Below are 17829 nucleotides of genomic sequence, written 5' to 3' on the forward strand. Positions count from 1 at the left end.
CCAGAGGTCACAACGGGCCGAGTGGCGAAAACCTTCCGGTGCATCGAAACATGGCTGTTTCGTAATGCTGCGAATACCTTGCCGTCGGAGCTGCCTTCGACCCTATCGCGAGCGCCCATCGCGCGCATACGCGCTTCGCCAGAGAGCGCTCGCGGCATTCTTCGCAACAAAAAAAGGGCGGCTCGCCGCCGCCCTTTAACGTGACGTCGCGAGTAAGTCGCGACGGTATTACGGATTACCCCCACCGGTGGGTGTAAATATCGCATTGTCGCCCGAGCGGATGTAGCCGGGTGCATCGCTCAATCCCCCCCCTGTGAGGCGAGCGCTCCGATGAAGGGTCTGAACCAGATAGGGCTGACACTGGATCGACGATGAACCGCCTGTCGCGTACCAGCCAGTGGGAATAGGCGAATTACTGCAGATCGAGAGCCCTTCCGAGGCCTGGGCGATGGTAATGATGCCGTAGCCGTTACATTGAAGCGTCGTCAGTGCGACAGATGTTATGACCCATGGATTCCAGATCACTCCTGGGGCACAGACCGCGATGCCGTTGGTCGGCAGGCTCAGAACCATTCCGCCTTGAAAACCAGCGCAGGTCGAACTATTCGTTATGGCAGTGATGACATAAGGAGCGGGATAACCCGAACCGAAACAAGCCGACATATTGTTACTCGCAGGCTGGATATTCCACCGGAAAACATTGGCTCCCGGACAGGCCGCGTTGACGTCGGAATTTGTGACGACATAGCCAGCGGGCAATGCCTGGGTGCTGCATATGACCAGTGCAGTCGCCTGGACGGAAGCGCTTCCGGATTGTTCGGCCCGAACACTGGGGCTCGAAACCACGGCCAAAACGATGGCAGCGCAAAATCCAGGCACCATCGTTAGTCTCGAAAACAGCATCGCACGTACTCCTTTACGGTGATTTACACAGGCTGCCGATGAATGCAGCCGCTCAACCGTATCTCCCACAAACAGCAGATGCTGTGTAACCCGTCACGATCATTGCAATTGACAAATCCGTGAGCACAAAAAAAGCCCGCGATAATCGCGGGCTTTTTCGGGATCGTGCCCGTTTATTGAAGCGTCTCGCTCAGAATGCGCGGTGTCACGAAGATCAAAAGCTCAGCCTTGTTGTTGCTACGTTCGGTGCGGCGGAACAGTACGCCCAGACCAGGAATATCGCCAAGACCCGGCACCTTGGTATTCGTATTGGACTTAGTGATCTCGTAGATACCGCCAAGGACCACGGTCTGACCATTGTCGACGAGCACCGACGTGTTGATTTCGCGCGTGTCGATCTGCGGCACCGAACCGCCGCCCGGGCTCGGCACCAGGGCCGCCAGCGCATCCTTCTTCACGTTGATCTTCAGATAGACGCGGCTATCGGCCGTGATGGTCGGGGTGACGCGCAGCTCGAGCACGGCGTCCTTGAACTGGACCGTCGCGTTCTGCGCACCGCCGCCGCTGGAGCTTGCCTGATAGGTCACGTAACCGATCTGCTGACCCTGCTTGATGACCGCTTCCTGTTGGTTCGCGGTGATGACGCGCGGGCTGGAGATAACTTCGCCACGGCCTTCCGTCTGCGCCGCCGACAACTCGAGGTCGACGAGGTAGTTGGAGCCGAGAATCGCAAGACCCAGGCTGCCTGCCGGATTCGCGACCGGCAGGTTGACGTTGTAGCCGCCCGGCAGTTCGACCGAACCGGGGCGCGGGGCGGCACCCGTGCCGCCGTTCTTCACGTAGTCCGCGTAGTCCTGACCATACTTGACTTGGCTGTTGTGAACACCCGTCACAAGACCAGCGGTACCGGTACCGCCCGTACCGCTGCTGAGATCCGGCGTCGTACCGATGACCTGGCCGCTCGGATTCGTATTGGACGCCTGCACGCCCCAGCGAACGCCCAACGCACGGGTAAAGGTATCCGTGGCGACCACGATGCGCGATTCGATCAGCACCTGCTGCACCGGACGATCGAGGGTACCGATCAGTTCGCGCAGGTCCCGGATCTTGTCCGGCGTGTCGTTGACGAGCAACGTATTGGTGCGGTCGTCGAAGGAAACGCTGCCGCGCGCCGAGAGGAAACCGCGGCTACCGGTGCCCGCAGCGCCACCGCCCGTGGACTGCATGCTGCCCTGGGTCAGCAGCTTGGCGATGTCCGCCGCCTTGCCGTAGCTGATCGGGATGTAGTCGGAAATCAGTTCCGCCGAGTTCTCCGCTTTCTCGCGGGCATCGGCCAGGCTCTGCTCGTAGCTGGCCAGTTCGGCCTGCGGCGCGATCCAGATCACGTTGCCGCTGCGGCGCTTGTCCAGGCCCTTGGCGCGCAGGACGACGTCCAGCGCCTGATCCCAGGGAACATTGACGAGACGCAGCGTGACGCTGCCGCCGACGCTGTCGGACGCAACCAGGTTCAGGCCGGAGATATCGGCGATGAGCTGCAGCGCCGAGCGGACCGGAATGTCCTGGAAATTGAATGTGACGCGGTTGCCGCTATACGTCGGGTCCTGCCCCTTGACCAGCTTGGGGTTGACCGGCGCGGCCTTCTTCGGGGCCACTTCGACGACGTATTCGCCACCGCTCTGGTAGGCCGACACTTCGACCTCGCCCTTGGTACGGATGTCCATGCGACCGCCGCCCGGCGCGGCCTTCGTGTCGATCGACTGCACCGGTGTGGCGAAGTCGAGCACGTCGAGGCGCTGGGCAAGTTTCGACGGAATGCTGGCACCGCCGAGGCTGACGATGACGTGATCGCCTTCGCGATGCATTTCCGGGCTGGCCGTGGTGCTGCCGAGCGTGACCAGAACGCGGCCTTCGCCGTTCGGACCGCGGCGGAAGTCGATGTTGGAAATCGGCGTGCCGCCCGACGAAGGCAGTGCCTTGGTCGGATCGGAGACAACCGCCGTGGTCGTCGTGGCGCCCGTCGGTCCGTTGTTCACGGTGACGTAGAGGTTGTTGCCGTCGACCCGCGTCTTATAGGCGGACTCGCGGAACAGTTCCACCACGACACGGGTCTTGCCGCCCGCGGCGATGACCGAAATGCCGGATGTCGAACCCTTGCCGATGTCGATATGTCGCGTGGCGAAAGCGTTCGTCGTATCGGCCAGGTCGACGGCGATGCGAGGCGGGTTGCTGGTCGTGAAGACGTTCGGCTGCGGTGCCGGACCTGCGAAAGCGAGCTTCAGCTCCACACGGCCGCCGGGCTGGACGTCGTAGGTGACATTCTGCAGTGCCGTCGCGGCGGTCGCCGCGCCGGCGAAGATCGCCGAACAGGTAAGGGCCACGCCGAGGAACCAGCGGCGCATAGTGAAACGCGCGCTACCCGGCAGATGATTCTTATTGATGGTCATGTGCGTCATCCCCGAGTTCATTTTTCACCGACCGCAATGCTTGCCTGCCTTTCCATCCAGCCGCCGGTGCCGTTGGGCACCAGCTCGACGAGATCGATGCGATCTTCGGCGACACCGGTGATACGGCCATAGCTCTGCCCCAAGTATTCGTTGCGATGGACGCGGTGGATCACCCCGCCCGGATCTTTGATCAGTGCTTCCATCGACGGACCGGCACCTACCGTGCCCACCATCTTCAGGCTGTCGAGCGAGAACATCTCAAGCGGCTGCTTGGCGCGATTTTCGTCCGGCCGGGGGCCCGAACCATTCCCCTGCGCCTGCTGCATCTCGGCGCTGCTGGGACTGAACGGATCGCGCTGGTTCTGGTCCTGATAGGCGAACGTTTCGAAGGTACGGATCACGGGCAGCGGCGGAATCGGCGCGCCTTTCTTGTGTTTTTCCTGCGCGACCCAGTCGCGCAGGTCCGACTGGCCCCGGGTGCAACCGGCCAACGCCAGCGCACTGAAGGCCACGAGCAGGAACTGACGGTGTGTAGCGTGCATGCGCTTCATCACTTCTGCCCTCCCTGGGTCGCCGGCGCCGACTTGTTGACGTCGGTACTTTCGTCGTCCTCGAGGTAACGGTAAGTCTTGACCGTCCCCTGCAGAACCAGCATGCCGCCCGGTACCGGATCGCCGCCCTTGGACGCTGCCGTCTTCGGGGTCAACGACACATCGTGCAACGTCAGGATGACGACACGCGGCAATGAGGCCACACCGCTGATGAACGCGCCGAACTGGTGATAGGTACCCACCATGCGCAGCGTGATCGGCTTCTCGGCGTAGAAGTCCTTGGGCGTCTCGGGACCGGGCTGGAACAGCTCGGTCTCGATGCCGGCCGCAAGGGCCGTCTGCGAAACGTCGACGAGCAGCTCGGGCATTTCCGTCTTGCTGGGCAACTGACGCAACAGCGTCCGCAGCATGTCCTGCATTTCGGCCAGCTGCTGCTCCAGGGCTTCGAGGTTCGCCGCCTTGGCCTGCTTGTCGGAGAACTCGCGCTTGAGTTGCTCTTCTTTGCTTTCCGCCGAGGTCAGATCGTCCTGCTGATTGCTGATGTAAAAGTACCAGCCCGCCAGGGTTACGACCACGAACACCAGGCCCGTGAAGAACAGCTTGATCGACTTCGGCCAGGCGCCGACGTTATGCCGATCGAGATTGCGCAGATCGTCTAGGAATTTCATGGCTTGGCTCCTACCGTGGCGGCGGGAGTCGGACGCGGTGCGGCGACCGGTGCGATGGTGGGCGTAGCGGGAGCTGCCGAAGCGGCACCCGCGGCTGGCGGCGCGGCGACCGGTGCCGTGGGCTTGACCATCCCTGCCACCGGACCTGCGATAGCGGCGGGCACGGCGGCCGGAGCCGTCGAAGCGGCGCTTGCCGGAACCAGCGGTGCGCCACCGGCGGCGTTCGGATCGGAGGCGTCGGTACCTGGCTTGCTCAGGCGGACATCCAGGCCGAACGTGTACGGCATACGCGATGCGTCGTGCGTGTTTTCGGTCTTGCGCAGATCGACATGCCCCATCCACGGGCTGGCTTCGATGTTGCGCATGTAGTCGGCCACGCTGGTGTTCGACTGGGAAACACCGTCCAGCGAAAGCGCATCGCCGGACTGCTTCATGCCGGTCAGGCGGGCGCTGCCCGGGACGGTCTTCACCATTTCGTCGAACAGATGGACCATCTGCGAACGGTTGGCCTGCAGCTGTTCGATAATCTGTTTGCGCTGGAGCAGGCTCGACCGGACCTTCTCCAGATCCTTGATCTTCGCGATGCGGCTATCGAGCTGCTTGATCTCGTCCTGCAGATACGTATTGCGCTCGCCCTGATTGCTGATACGGGCATCCATCCAGAACGACCACGCCAGCAGCACGAAGACCGCGGCGGCAAAAGCAATGCCCAGCTGGATGTAAAACTCGCGCTCTCGCAGCTTGCGCCGCTCGGCTCGCCAGGGAAGTAGATTGATCCGTGCCATCAGTCGAAACTCCTCATGGCAAGACCTACCGCGATCATCAGTGCGGGGGCATCTTGTGCGAGGGACTCCGCCTGCACCCGGTTCGACAGCGACATGCGTGCGAGCGGGTTGGCGACGATGCAGGGAATGCCGAGCTGCTGTTCGAGTACTTCGCTGATGCCTTCGATGGAAGCGCAGCCACCGGCCAGGACGACCTGATCGACGCGGCTGTACTCGCTGCCCGCGAAGAAGAACTGCAGAAGGCGACTGACCTGCTGTACAAGCGATTCCTTGAACGGCTCCAGCGCTTCGATCTCGTAGGATTCCGGAAGACCGCCCTTGCGCTTGGCCCGGCCGGCTTCCTCGTAGGACAGACCGTAGCGGCGCATGATTTCGTCGGTGAGCTGCTTGCCGCCGAAAACCTGCTCGCGCGAATAGATCGTGCGCTGGTTCTTCAGCACCGCCAGCGTCGTCATGGTCGCGCCGATGTCCACGACGGCAACCAGCGCATCCCGGGATACCGAGAGCTGGTCGGCCACCATGCCGAAGGCGTTTTCCATGGCAAACGCTTCGACGTCGACCACCCGGGCGGACAGGCCGCCGAGGTCGAGAGCCGCGATGCGCATGTCCACGTTCTCGGTCCGCGAGGCGGCGAGAAGGATGTTGTTCATTTCGGGATTGTCGCGAACGGGGCCCATCACCTCGAAATCGAGACTAACTTCCTCGATTGGGTAGGGAATGTACTGGTTCGCTTCGACCAGGATCTGTCCTTCGAGGTCATCCTCGGACAGATCGGCCGACATGGGAATGACCCGGGTGATAACCGCCGAACCCGCCACGGCGGCAGCCGCGTGCTTCAGCTTTGACCCGGACCGGGCCAGGGCGCGGCGAATAGCTTCGCCGACCGCCTCGACCTCTACGATGTTCTTTTCGACTACAGCATTGGGCGGCAGCGGTTCAACGGCGTAGTGTTCGACGCGATAGCGCCCGCCTGTCTGACTGAGCTGCAGCAACTTTACGGCAGTCGAACTTATGTCGACGCCGATTAACGGCGCCGTCTTGGGTGTAAAGAGCCCCACGTTGTCCCCCTTCCCCGCGCCTTGTCGGAATGTAATGTCTTCGGCGCGAAGGCATTAGAACGAATCCTTAATGGATTAGCAACGGCCGATCAGACCCCTCTTCGGGAACTGAATCACAAGTTTAGTCACTGGCTTACATAATCCCCTTCAGGTTTGACCGAAAGTCCCCCCGGCGTCCCCAAACCGGCGTTGCATCTATACTCTGGACGATCCCTTTACGGTCGAAGATCCGATCCCGCATCCATGCGAATTCTCAAGCGTTTACTGCGCTATGCGCTGATTCTCGCCCTCGTGGGCGTGCTTCTGGCGGTTGGCGCCGTCGGTGTCGCCTACTGGCTGATCGCCCCCCGCCTGCCTTCCGTGGCGGTTTTACGCGACTATCACATGCAGGTTCCGCTCAGGGTTCTGAGCTCCGATGGCCGGCTTATCGCCTCCTTCGGCGAAACCCGGCGCATTCCCGTGCGCATCGCCGACGTGCCGCAGCGGCTCAAGAATGCCGTCCTGTCGGCCGAGGATGCCGATTTCTATAGCCATCCCGGCGTGGACTGGCACGGCATCGCCCGCGCGGGGATCCACGTCATCCTGTCCGGCGGCGACAAGGGGCCCGGCGGCTCGACCATCACCCAGCAGGTGGCGCGGAACTTCTTCCTGAGCCCCGAGAAGCTCTACTCGCGCAAGCTGACGGAGATGTTCATCGCGCTCCGGATGGAAAACGAGCTGACGAAGGACCAGATCCTCGAGCTCTATATCAACAAGATGTTCCTCGGCCATCGCTCGTACGGCCTTGCCGCCGCCGCTTCGTATTACTACGGCAAGACGCTCGACCAGCTCACCGTGGCCGAAAGCGCCACGCTGGCGTCGACGTTCCAGCTGCCCTCGGTGGTCAATCCGCTCAATAACCCGAAGCGCATGCTCGCCCGCCGCGACTGGGTACTGGGCCAGATGCTGTCGAACCGGTTCATTACCCAGGCCGAGTACGACGAGGCCGTCAAGGAACCCAACGACGCCTATCCGCACGAGCAGCAGATCGAAGTGGATGCGCCCTATCTCGCCGAGATGGCTCGTCAGCAAGTACTGGAGAAACTGGGCAACGATGCGCTGACCGAAGGCTATGTCGTGAAGACGACCGTGCCCAGCGACAGCCAGCAGGCCGCCAACGAAGCGCTGCGCACCCGCCTCGCGTCCTATGACCGCCGGCACGGCTATCGCGGTCCCGAAGGACACGAGGAACTGCCGGCGCAGGCCGGTCCCGAAGACTTCGATCGCGTTCTCGCCGGCTACACGAGCATCGCAGGCATGATGCCCGGCATCATCGTCGAAACCGGCGCGAAGGAGGCCAGGGTGTACCTGTCGGCGCGCGAATCCGTCACGCTCGATTTCGATACCGTCGCCTGGGCCCGCCCCTACGTCAACGAGGGTCGCGCCGGCGCTGCGCCGAAGGGCGTCGACTCGGTACTCAAGCGCGGCGACGTCATTCGACTCTCCCGTGGCGAAAAGGGCGAGTGGGAGCTGACCCAGATACCGGCCGTGCAGGCCGCGCTGGTCGCACTGGACCCCGAAGACGGCGCGGTGCGCGCGCTGGTCGGCGGCTTCAGTTTCGTACGCAGCAAGTTCAACCGTGCGGTCATGGCGGCTCGCCAGCCAGGCTCCAGCTTCAAGCCGTTCCTTTACTCGGCGGCGTTCGATCGCGGCTTCACGCCTGCATCCATCGTCAACGATGCGCCGGTCGTCTTCCCCGATCCGTCGCGCCCGGACGGCCAGTGGGCTCCCGCGAACGACGACAACAAATTCGACGGTCCGATGCGCCTGCGCGAAGCACTGGTGAAGTCGAAGAACCTGGTGTCCGTGCGCCTGCTCGATGCCATGGGCCTGCGCTACGCCCGCGACTACCTGCAACGCTTCGGCTTCACGCCCGACGCCCTGCCGCAAAACCTTTCGCTGGCGTTGGGCACGGCATCCGTGTCGCCCATGAGCATGGCGCGCGGCTACGCGGTGTTCGCCAACGGCGGCTATCTCGTCACCCCGTACTTCATTTCCGAGATCGACGATCGCGACGGCAAGCCCGTCTACCTCGCCAACCCGGAGCGTGCCTGCGCCGACTGTCAGGAGCGACTGCTCAGCCCGACCCAACCCGGCCCGCCGCCGGTCAATGCGCCGGCCGTCGCCGCGCGTCCGGCTGCTGCCAGCAGCACCGGCGGCAGCGAAACGGGCGATGCCGTACTGCCCGCCGACGCGCATGGCGATGCCACACGGGCTCCGCGCCTGGCGCCGCACGTCATCGATGTCCGCAACGACTACCTGGTGACGTCGCTGATGCAGGATGTCATCAAGCGGGGCACCGGCTCGGCCGCAAGAGAACTCGGTCGCGACGATCTCGCCGGCAAGACGGGCTCGACGAACGATCATCGCGATGCATGGTTCGTCGGCTTCAACAGCGACGTCTCCGTTGCCGTATGGGTCGGCTTCGACGACTTCACGTCGCTGGGCAAGGGCGAGTTCGGCGCGAAAGCCGCCCTGCCGATCTGGATGGACTATATGGGCAGCGTCCTCAAGGATCGCCCCTCGCACACGCTTTCGATGCCACCAGGCATCAGTACCGTACAGATCGATCCGGGTTCCGGCCTGCCCTCAGCGGGCGGCATGCCGGAGATCATGAAGGTGGAAGATGTCGACCGCCTTCGCCAGCAGGCCACACAAAAACAGGAAGAGGACCAGCAGCAACACGCCTACGATATCTTCTGACGCGAGGCGCCCGGACGGGCGCCGTTCGTGACACGCCAAAAACACCAGCACGGGGGTGAGCCATGGCAAGAGGCGAACATCATCGTATCCACGCGCAGGACAGAACACTGCGCAACCGCGTCCGCGTCGCCCAGGAGGCTGCCCGCCTCATGAGCGAGCACGGCATCCGCGATTTCCACCACGCGAAACTCAAGGCCGCCGAGCGGCTCGGCATACTCGATACGCAGGCTCTGCCTCGCAACAACGAGATCGAAGACGCGCTGCGGGAACATCAACGCCTGTTTCAGGCCGATAGCCAGCCGCAAGCCCTGCGCGAGCGGCGCGAAGCGGCCATAGAAGCGATGCGCTTCCTCCGGGGCTTCGATGCCCGGCTGGTCGGTGCGGTCCTCGAAGGCACGGCGGACGAACACTCGGCCGTCTGCCTGCACGTATTCAGCGACGATCCCGAAGCCGTCACGCTCTTCCTTCGCGAGCAGGGCATTCCACTGGAAACCCAGTCGCGCCGCCTGCGCTGGTCGAACAAGGAGCAGACCGAACATCCCGTACTGCTCTTCGGCGCGGACGGCATTCCTTTCGACATCACTGTATTGCCTCTCGACGCCATGCGTCAGGCGCCGCTCGACCGTGTGGACGAACGTCCGATGCGCAGGGCATCGGTGTCGATGGTGCAGACGTTGCTGGAGGAGGAAGACATGCAAGCCTTCGACAACGCGCAATGAAAAGACCCGCCACGAACGCGAAACAGGCCGAGCAAGGCGCATAAAAAAACGCCCCGCATTGCGGGGCGTTTTTTACTTGCCGAACGCCTTAGCGCTTGTCGGCGCCCACGTAATCGCGGACATCCGCACCCGTGTAGATCTGACGCGGACGGCCGATGCGCGATCCCGGGGTTTCGTGCTGCTCGATCCAGTGAGCGATCCAGCCGGACGTGCGGGCAATGGCGAACATCACCGTGAACATCTCGGTCGGGATACCCAGTGCCTTGTAGATCAGGCCCGAGTAGAAGTCGACGTTCGGGTAGAGCTTGCGCTCGACGAAGTACTCGTCCTTCAGTGCCGCCTCTTCGAGCTTCAGCGCCACGTCGAGCAGCGGATCCTTCACGCCAAGCTCGTTCAGCACCTTGTGGCACATCTCGCGGATGATCTTGGCGCGCGGGTCGAAGTTCTTGTACACGCGGTGGCCGAAGCCCATCAGGCGGAAGCTGTCGTTCTTGTCCTTCGCGCGCTTGACGGCGGTCTCGACGTTATCCGGCGAACCGATCTCCTCGAGCTGCTTCAGCACGGCTTCGTTCGCACCGCCGTGAGCCGGGCCCCAGAGCGCGGTGATGCCGGCGGCGATCGACGCGTACGGATTGGCACCGGTCGAGCCCACCAGTCGAACCGTGGAGGTCGAGGCGTTCTGCTCGTGATCGGCGTGCAGGATGAAGAGCAGGTCCAGCGCCTTGGCGGCCACCGGATTCAGTTCCAGCGGCTCGCTCGGTACTTCGAACATCATGTGCAGGAAGCGCGTGACGTATTCGAGGTTGTTGCGCGGGTAACGCACCGGCCAACCGACCGAACGACGATGCACGGCAGCGGCGATCGTCGGCATCTTCGCGATCAGACGGATCGCGGCAAGCTTGCGATCTTCCGGATTATCGACATCGAGCTTGTCGTGATAGAACGCGGACAGCGACGCGATCGACCCGGCCAGCATGGCCATCGGGTGCGCATCGTGGTTGAAGCCACGCAGGAAGAACTTCAGGTTCTCGTGCATCATCGTGTGATGCGTGATGTCGTGCTCGAACGACGCGAACTGCGTCTTGTTCGGCAGCTCGCCATTCAACAGCAGGTACGAGGTTTCGAGGAAGTTCGACTTCTCGGCGAGCTGCTCGATCGGGTAACCGCGATACAGCAGGACGCCCTTGTCGCCGTCGATATACGTGATGGCGCTCTTGGTGCTGGCGGTGCTTCCGTAGCCCGGGTCGTACGTAAAGTAACCCGTGTCCTTGTACAGCGTACCGATGTCGACGCACGCAGGGCCCAGGGTTCCGCTGATGAGCGGCATTTCGCTCTGGGTCTTGCTGGATTCATCGACCAATTTGACGGTTTTGGCGTCGGACACGGCGAGCTCCTTCAGTCTGCGCCGGCGCCCGAGGGTATAGGCACCGACCAATGTACGTTTTAGGGAAACGTCGCCCGGGGAGAGGCGACGCGACGGCCGCCGGAGCGACCGAATCCGCTCATTATCGCACACCGAAGAATCAAACGACCGTTAGATCTATGTCCGGATCCGGGGCGCAAAAAAGCACGGGGCGAGCATGGCTCGCCCCGTGTTTCTATCCTCGCGCGCACCCCGCAGGCGCGCTCGGGATGATTCAGGCTTTCTTGGCGTAACGCTGACGGAACTTGTCGACGCGGCCGCCGATATCCAGCGTCTTCTGCTTACCCGTGTAGAACGGGTGCGAATGGCTGGTGATATCGAGCTTGACCACCGGGTATTCGTTACCGTCTTCCCACTTGACGGTGTCCTTGCTGGACATGGTCGAACGCGTAAGGAACGCGAAGTCGGACGAGAGGTCCTGGAAGACCACGGACTGGTACTTCGGATGGATGTTTTCTTTCATGGCAGACTCTGGAAAGCGGGGTGAAAAGAGCGGCATTGTAGCCCGCCCACCGAACCTCTGCAATACAAGGGGTTACCCCCACGCTCCGCGCCCACGGAACCCTTGGTGTCGCCCATTGTCAGAAGCGCGCTCCCGACAATGGGCGACACAAGCAATCAGGCAGCGGGAACGCCCAACGCCGCGGCGATCAGCTCGCCAAAGCGGGCGTGATCCACGTCGAGCACGATCCTGGCGTTCGGCGTCCCACCCAACCGACCGTGCCAGTCGACGACCGTCGCACCGCGGGTCAGGCGGCCATCGAGTTCGATGGCGACATGGCGCGTTTCGGCGCGGGTCACGATGGAGGGATCGACCGCGACGGCCATCGCCAGCGCATCGGCTGCTATGAACCCCGCGCGCTCGTGCTTCGCATTGAATTCGCGCGCCGTGCCGAAAATGGCGTGGAAGAACCGCGCACGCTCATCGCCCTGCGCCGACCATGCCTGGTACACGTCGTCCGGAAACGCATGCCGCACGGTGGCTTCCCAGTCCACGAGTTCGAACATGGGAAACGCTTCGAAGACCACGTGCGCGGCTTCCGGGTCGAAACCGATATTGAACTCGGCGGGAATCTTCCCGGTATTGCCATGCCCGGTGACGGCGCCGCCCATGATCACCAGACGTTTGATGCGCTGGGGAAGCGTAGGGTCGAGTCGCACTGCCAGCGCAAGATTCGTGAGTGGCCCCAGGGCAACCAGCGTAATCTCGCCCTGCCGTTCGCGCGAGATACGCAGAAGCGCCAGCGCGGCGTGCTCGGCCTGCGCGCGAGGCGCCGGTTCCGGAAATCCGACATCGCCGAAACCGTCCGCGCCGTGCACGAAGGCGGCGTCTTCATCGGGAGCGCGCACCAGCGGCGACGGACAGCCGGCGAAGACAGGCGTATCGACATCCAGCAGCTCGACCAGCTTGCGCGCGTTGCGCACCGTGTGGTCCAGACCCACGTTGCCCGCGGCAACCGAAAGTGCGATGACGTCCGCATGGGCGTGCGCCATAAGAATCGCCAGGGCGTCGTCTACGCCGGGGTCGGTGTCGATAAGCAACAAGGGTCGGGTCATGGCCTGGCCTGATCTGATCGGCCGCACAGCATAGCGCTGCCCGGCGCGTTCAGACAGCCTCGGTCGCGCCCCAAAACGAGAACCCCAGTTCGCCGACCACCCGCTCCACCGACGCGCACAACGCGTCGAGCGCCGGACTGCGCTCCGCGACGCGCGTCCGCAGGTCCAGCGTGCACGCCAGGGCAACCTGCAGCAGATCGCCGTGCGCCACGTGCAGCGTATCGGCCTGCTCCATCGTCAGCAGGCCGACGTCGCGCAAGGCGTCGATGAGGCTCGTGTTCGCGGTCGTGTCGAGCAACGTCGGGTATCGGGACGCGTGCGCCAGAACCATGCCCTGCAATACGAATTCGATATCGAGCAGCCCGCCACGCCCCTGTTTGAGGTCGAGATGCGTCGCATCCGACCGGTCGCGCTCCTGCCGCCAGCGCGCACGCATGCTGCCGACCTCGGCGTACACGCGTGCGGGATCGCGCTCGGCCGAAAGCACATCGCGCCGCACCGCCGCCAGCGACGTCCCCAGCTTCGCATCGCCGGCGACGAGCCGTGCGCGCAGCAAAGCCTGGTGCTCCCAGGTCCATGCGCGACTGCGCTGGTAGCCGTCGAATGCATCGAGACTGGCCACGAGCAGACCTTTCGACCCGTCGGGGCGCAGTCGCGTATCCACCTCGTAGAGTCGACCCGCGTGGGTCGGCGCACTCAGCCAGTGCATGACGCGCTGGGCAAGGCGCTGATACCAGCGATTGCCATCCACCGGGCGCGGACCGTCGCTCATGACCGATGCGCGCGTACCGTCGTAAACGAAGACGAGATCGAGATCGGAGGCGAAGCCGAGTTCCTCCCCACCGAGACTGCCGTATCCGAGCACGGCGAAGCCCGTACCGGCACCGGGCAATCGCCCGTGCTGTGCGGCCAGTTCGCGCGTGGCGAGTGCCACGACCGCCGCCACGACCGCTTCTGCAAGGCCCGCGAGCCGGCGCGCCGTGGTCGCCGCATCGGCGCGTCCGTCATTGAAGGCCAGTCCCAGGCGAAAAGCGATGCTCGAACGAAATTCGTTGATGCGTTCCAGCTCGCGTTCGGCGTCGCGATCGTCGAGTGCGCCAAGCACGCGTACGATCTCTGCCGAAATATCCGCGCGCCGGAGAGGAATCTGGTCGATTCGTGGATCGAGCACGTCGTCGAGCAACAACGGCTGCGCGATCACGCGCTCGGCAAGGAACGCGCTGTCGGAGAAAACGCCGGCCAGACGCCGGCGCGCTCCGGGCTGCTCGTCGAGCAGCGCCAGATAGGACGAGCGTCGCGCAACAGCCTGGACCAGACGAACCAGTCGAAGCAGCGAGCCGGTCGGCGCCGCACTGGCGCGCGCCGCGGCAATCAGCTGCGGCATCAGCCGTTCCAGACGCTCACCCGAACGTGCCGACATCGCACGCACGGAACTGGCGCGTGGCAACTTGCGCAGCGCGTCGGCCGCTTCGTCGCCGGGCACGAAGCCGGAGGCCTCCATCGTTTCCGCGGTCAGCGATTCGTCGCGCGCGGCAGACCACAGCTCGACATCGGCCGCGGGCGCACCCGTGGCGCTTCCCCCTTGCGGCATCAGTACAGCGGCGAACTCTTCCGATACGGCATCGCGATGACGTGCAAGCTCGACGCCCAGTTCGTCCCATGACCCGTAACCGAGACCCAGCGCGATACGTTCGCGGGACAGTTCGTCTTCGGGAATATCGTGCGTCTGCGCGTCGCGCAACATCTGGACACGATTTTCCAGCCTGCGCAGGAAGAGATAAGCCGCGCGCAGCAGTTTCGCGCGAGCGGCCGGAATATGTCCGCGCGCCTCGCAGACCTGCAGGGCCGGCAGCAATCCGCGCACACGCAACGCAGGGTCGCGACCGCCCCGGATCATCTGGGTAAGCTGGACGATGAATTCGATCTCGCGGATGCCGCCCGGACCGAACTTCAGATTTCCCGCCAGATCCTTGCGGACCACCTCGGCATCGATCAGCGCTTTCATCTCACGCAGACCGGCGAAGGCCGTGTAATCGAGATAGCGGCGATAAACGAAGGGTCGCAACATATCCTGCAATTCGCGACCCGCGGTGCGGTCGCCCGCCACGGGACGCGCCTTGATCCAGGCATAGCGCTCCCAGTCGCGCCCCTCCCGCTGGTAGTACTGCTCCATCGCGGCGAACGGCAACACCAGACGCCCGGCATTGCCGAAGGGACGCAGGCGCAAATCCACGCGCGCGCAGATACCGTCCGACGTCGTCTCTGCCAGAAGCCGCACGAGCTGACGGGCCTCGCGAATGAAGTACTCGGCATTGTCGAGCTTGCGCGGGCCATCGCTTTCCCCTCCGGAGGCATAAGCCAGCACGAGGTCGATGTCGGACGAAAAATTCAGTTCGTTGCCGCCCAGCTTGCCGAAGCCGAGTACGACCATGCGCTGCTCGACGCCAGCGGGATCGCGCGCGCGCCCGTAGCGTTCCAGCATCGCGTGTTCCGACCAGCGCAAGGAAAGCTCCAGCAGCGTCTCGTATAGCGCGCTCGTCGACGAAAGCGTTTCGCCGACATCGTCCAGGCCATTCACGTCGCGGAAGACCAGGCGAAGCGACTCGGCGTGCCGGAAGCGACGCAACGTTGCCATGCAATCGGCCTCGTCGGCCGAAAGTGTCAGCGTCGCACTGCGGGTACCGGCATCGGCGGCGGAGCGAAGTCGCTCCAACCCGTCCGGAGCGAGCAGCTTCGGCTGGCGACGAAGTACGTCGAATGCGAAATCGCTCGCAAGCAACGTGCGGCGAATGCGTTCGGCGACACCCGCGTCGTCATGCAAAGGCACCCGGGCGGCCCGGCACGCGGCCATCACATCCGCATAGCGGCTGTCGATCAGGGCCCGGAGTTCGGCGCTTTCGCGCGGGTTGGCTGAAGGCGTGTTCATGGGGCGGCCATTGTGCCGGAGAAGGCGACCTTCCGGGCGCGCGCGCCCGACCCCTGGCTTTCCGCGATGTTGTCATCTGCATGTCGCCTGACAACCGGTTCATGTCAGCTGCGTTACAGTCCCTACCCCTTTGGGAAAGCAGCCGCGAGCTTGGGAACTTATGGCTTATAATTCAAAAGCTTGGAACGACATGAGCAAGCGCATCGCGCTACCTCTGCTGCTCGCCGTGGCATTCGTGCTGTACACCGGCATCCTCGACGGCAATCCCGGCGTAGCCGCGGATCGCTGGAGCGACCGTCCCTGGCACCTGTTCGCCAATGCCTTTCCCGGCCTCCTGCTCGCGTCGCTCCTCCTCGTCCTCACGCGACGCGCGCTACTGTCGTTCGGCCTCGCATTCTTTGTGCAAGGCGTCGTGCTGGCGGTCAGCGCGATCAAGATGAAAAACCTGGGCAGCCCATTGCTGCCCGCGGACTTCCGCATGGTGGGCCAGCTGAAAAATGGCGGCGCCTCCCTGCTCGGCGGCTATCTGCCGCACCAGATCGCGCCCTACCTGATCATTGCGGCCGGTATCGCGATCGTCGTGCTGCTCGCCCGATATGAAACTCCGCTGTTTGCACGGCGGACTCAGGGACGACGCCTGGTGACCGCCATGGCGCTGACCGGCCTGATCGGCACGCTGCTGGCAGGCGTACCCGCGTGGTCGCACGTTTACGACCACAACCGCCTGGGCATGGAGCCCTGGTCGGCCGCCGCCAATGCCGGCAATAACGGCGTAGTGACGACCATCATGCAGTTCCGCCTGCAGAACGCCGGAAAGAAAGTAAAGCCCGATCCCAACGCCGCCATGCAATTCCTCGGCACCACGGATGCCCAGCTTCGCGCGCATATGGAACAGGCCGCCGGCAACGCGCGACAGACGCCGGACATCGTGATCGTGCAAAGCGAATCCTTCTTCGACCCCTCGATCATCCGGGGTTACGAGCACGAGGACTTCGCACCCAATCTTCATCGCCTGGCGAAAACATCCAGCGCAGGCTCGCTACACGTACCGACGTTCGGCGGCGGCACGATTCGCACTGAATTCGAAGTATTGACGGGACTGTCCCTGCGCTACTTCGCGAACATGCAGTTCCCCTATCTGCAGATGCACAACGCCGTGGTACCCGGCATGGTGCGCGCACTGCGTTCGCACGGCTACGAAACCGTCGCCGTACACGGCAACGATGCAGGATTCTGGAACCGCACGACGGCGTTCAAGGCGCTGGGCTTCGATCGCTTCGTGTCTTTACCTGATTTCCCCAAGGATGCCCGGAAGGACGGCGAGTACATGGCGGACAGCGCCATGACCGACGAGATCATGTCGCAGCTACCCGACGCCGGTTCGCCGCGCCTCGTCTTCGCGATCAGCATGGAAGCCCACGGCCCGTACGACAAGACCGTCAACATCGACGCCGACGAACGCGATGCCATTCCCGTTCCCGACGGTATCGATGGCAACGCGAAGCTTCAGTTGCAGAATTACATCTATCACATGCGTCATGCGGATGCCGAACTCGGGCGCCTGGCCGAATTGCTGGCCAGGCGCGAACGTCCGACGCTTCTCGTTTTCTACGGCGACCATCTGCCGGCACTGGTCGAAACCTATGCCAAGGCGGGCTTCAGCAACGGGCAAAGCATGCTGACGCAGACGGTGCCGTGGATTCTCGTCGATGCGCATAACGATGGCCCCGCGCCAGCGCATGAGGATCTTGCCGCATGGATGCTTCCGGGCTTCGTACTGGAACGCGCCGGCGTGCATGACGATGCCTACTTCGCGCTGACACAGGTACTCGCGCCGCAGCTTGCGTCGCTGACGCACGCCCCCGATGCACCCACGGCGGCCGAAGACGCCGAGATGAAAACCACCGATAAGGCCATGGGCAATCTCGCGTTGCTGCGTTTCAAGAACCGCCTCGATCCGCTGCTTGCGCAGTACGTGCTGCCGGATGCCGCCACACTTGCGCGGCAGAAGGGCGAAGAGGAAGAACGCGCCGCGGCCGGTGCGCGGCAGTAA

General features: G+C 63.6%; 13 protein-coding genes. 3 read left to right on the forward strand and 10 right to left on the reverse strand.

All coding sequences use genetic code 11. The features are described 5' to 3' along the window. Positions 1-228 precede the first annotated feature (228 nt). From EC912_RS05990 to EC912_RS06015, 6 genes are all read right to left on the reverse strand, one after another. On the reverse strand, positions 229-903 hold the full coding sequence (locus EC912_RS05990) for a hypothetical protein (RefSeq protein WP_132142233.1): 675 nt from the start codon (positions 901-903) through the stop codon (positions 229-231). 173 nt (positions 904-1076) lie between these two features. Beyond that, positions 1077-3347 (reverse strand): type IV pilus secretin PilQ, encoded by a 2271-nt coding sequence (gene pilQ / locus EC912_RS05995; protein WP_428993082.1) that lies wholly within the window; start codon positions 3345-3347, stop codon positions 1077-1079. 17 nt (positions 3348-3364) lie between these two features. Next, the gene (locus EC912_RS06000; protein ID WP_132142234.1) at positions 3365-3889 is read right to left on the reverse strand and encodes a pilus assembly protein PilP; all 525 of its coding nucleotides are present in this window, start codon (positions 3887-3889) and stop codon (positions 3365-3367) included. 8 nt (positions 3890-3897) lie between these two features. After that, positions 3898-4566, reverse strand: a complete 669-nt coding sequence (locus EC912_RS06005) for a type 4a pilus biogenesis protein PilO (protein WP_132142235.1) — start codon at positions 4564-4566, stop codon at positions 3898-3900. Beyond that, positions 4563-5351, reverse strand: a complete 789-nt coding sequence (locus EC912_RS06010; protein ID WP_132142236.1) for a PilN domain-containing protein — start codon at positions 5349-5351, stop codon at positions 4563-4565. Before EC912_RS06010 ends, EC912_RS06005 begins: the two co-directional genes overlap by 4 nt. Next, positions 5351-6409: a pilus assembly protein PilM gene (locus tag EC912_RS06015; protein ID WP_132142237.1), complete on the reverse strand. Its 1059-nt coding sequence runs from the start codon at positions 6407-6409 to the stop codon at positions 5351-5353. The genes EC912_RS06010 and EC912_RS06015 overlap by 1 nt, the downstream gene beginning before the upstream one ends. A 243-nt stretch (positions 6410-6652) precedes the next feature. Here EC912_RS06015 and EC912_RS06020 point away from each other — a divergent pair, with 243 nt between their 5' ends. Together EC912_RS06020 and EC912_RS06025 are read left to right on the forward strand one after the other, a co-directional pair. Then, entirely contained in the window at positions 6653-9151 is a 2499-nt protein-coding gene (locus EC912_RS06020; RefSeq protein ID WP_132142238.1) for a penicillin-binding protein 1A, read from the forward strand. 62 nt (positions 9152-9213) lie between these two features. Next, complete coding sequence (locus tag EC912_RS06025; protein ID WP_132142239.1) at positions 9214-9870, forward strand: hypothetical protein; 657 nt, start codon at positions 9214-9216, stop codon at positions 9868-9870. Positions 9871-9958: 88 nt separating this feature from the next. Here the strand turns inward: EC912_RS06025 and EC912_RS06030 are convergent, their stop codons facing one another. From EC912_RS06030 to glnE, 4 genes are all read right to left on the reverse strand, one after another. Beyond that, the gene (locus EC912_RS06030; protein WP_132142240.1) at positions 9959-11254 is read right to left on the reverse strand and encodes a citrate synthase; all 1296 of its coding nucleotides are present in this window, start codon (positions 11252-11254) and stop codon (positions 9959-9961) included. A 253-nt stretch (positions 11255-11507) separates the two neighbouring features. Further along, a complete protein-coding gene (locus EC912_RS06035) occupies positions 11508-11756 on the reverse strand; it encodes a type B 50S ribosomal protein L31 (RefSeq protein ID WP_132142241.1) in 249 nt (82 codons plus the stop codon). A 155-nt stretch (positions 11757-11911) separates the two neighbouring features. After that, entirely contained in the window at positions 11912-12850 is a 939-nt protein-coding gene (locus EC912_RS06040) for a nucleoside hydrolase (RefSeq protein ID WP_132142242.1), read from the reverse strand. 49 nt (positions 12851-12899) lie between these two features. Further along, positions 12900-15776, reverse strand: coding sequence for a bifunctional [glutamate--ammonia ligase]-adenylyl-L-tyrosine phosphorylase/[glutamate--ammonia-ligase] adenylyltransferase (glnE, locus tag EC912_RS06045; protein ID WP_132142243.1), 2877 nt, complete (start codon positions 15774-15776; stop codon positions 12900-12902). Between the two features lie 190 nt (positions 15777-15966). Between glnE and EC912_RS06050 the strand changes: the two genes are divergently transcribed. After that, positions 15967-17829, forward strand: coding sequence for an LTA synthase family protein (locus tag EC912_RS06050; RefSeq protein ID WP_132142244.1), 1863 nt, complete (start codon positions 15967-15969; stop codon positions 17827-17829).

Source organism: Luteibacter rhizovicinus (genome assembly GCF_004342265.1).
Lineage (GTDB): Bacteria > Pseudomonadota > Gammaproteobacteria > Xanthomonadales > Rhodanobacteraceae > Luteibacter > Luteibacter rhizovicinus_B.

Excerpts from the sequence above, each read along its gene's own strand:
- EC912_RS06010 (WP_132142236.1), bottom strand. The coding sequence starts at position 5,351 with ATGGCACGGATCAATCTACTTCCCTGGCGAGCCGAGCGGCGCAAGCTG.
- EC912_RS06000 (WP_132142234.1), bottom strand. The coding sequence starts at position 3,889 with ATGCACGCTACACACCGTCAGTTCCTGCTCGTGGCCTTCAGTGCGCTG.
- EC912_RS06035 (WP_132142241.1), bottom strand. The coding sequence starts at position 11,756 with ATGAAAGAAAACATCCATCCGAAGTACCAGTCCGTGGTCTTCCAGGAC.
- glnE (WP_132142243.1), bottom strand. The coding sequence starts at position 15,776 with ATGAACACGCCTTCAGCCAACCCGCGCGAAAGCGCCGAACTCCGGGCC.
- EC912_RS06005 (WP_132142235.1), bottom strand. The coding sequence starts at position 4,566 with ATGAAATTCCTAGACGATCTGCGCAATCTCGATCGGCATAACGTCGGC.
- EC912_RS06050 (WP_132142244.1), top strand. The coding sequence starts at position 15,967 with ATGAGCAAGCGCATCGCGCTACCTCTGCTGCTCGCCGTGGCATTCGTG.
- EC912_RS05990 (WP_132142233.1), bottom strand. The coding sequence starts at position 903 with ATGCTGTTTTCGAGACTAACGATGGTGCCTGGATTTTGCGCTGCCATC.
- EC912_RS06025 (WP_132142239.1), top strand. The coding sequence starts at position 9,214 with ATGGCAAGAGGCGAACATCATCGTATCCACGCGCAGGACAGAACACTG.
- EC912_RS06020 (WP_132142238.1), top strand. The coding sequence starts at position 6,653 with ATGCGAATTCTCAAGCGTTTACTGCGCTATGCGCTGATTCTCGCCCTC.
- pilQ (WP_428993082.1), bottom strand. The coding sequence starts at position 3,347 with ATGACCATCAATAAGAATCATCTGCCGGGTAGCGCGCGTTTCACTATG.
- EC912_RS06040 (WP_132142242.1), bottom strand. The coding sequence starts at position 12,850 with ATGACCCGACCCTTGTTGCTTATCGACACCGACCCCGGCGTAGACGAC.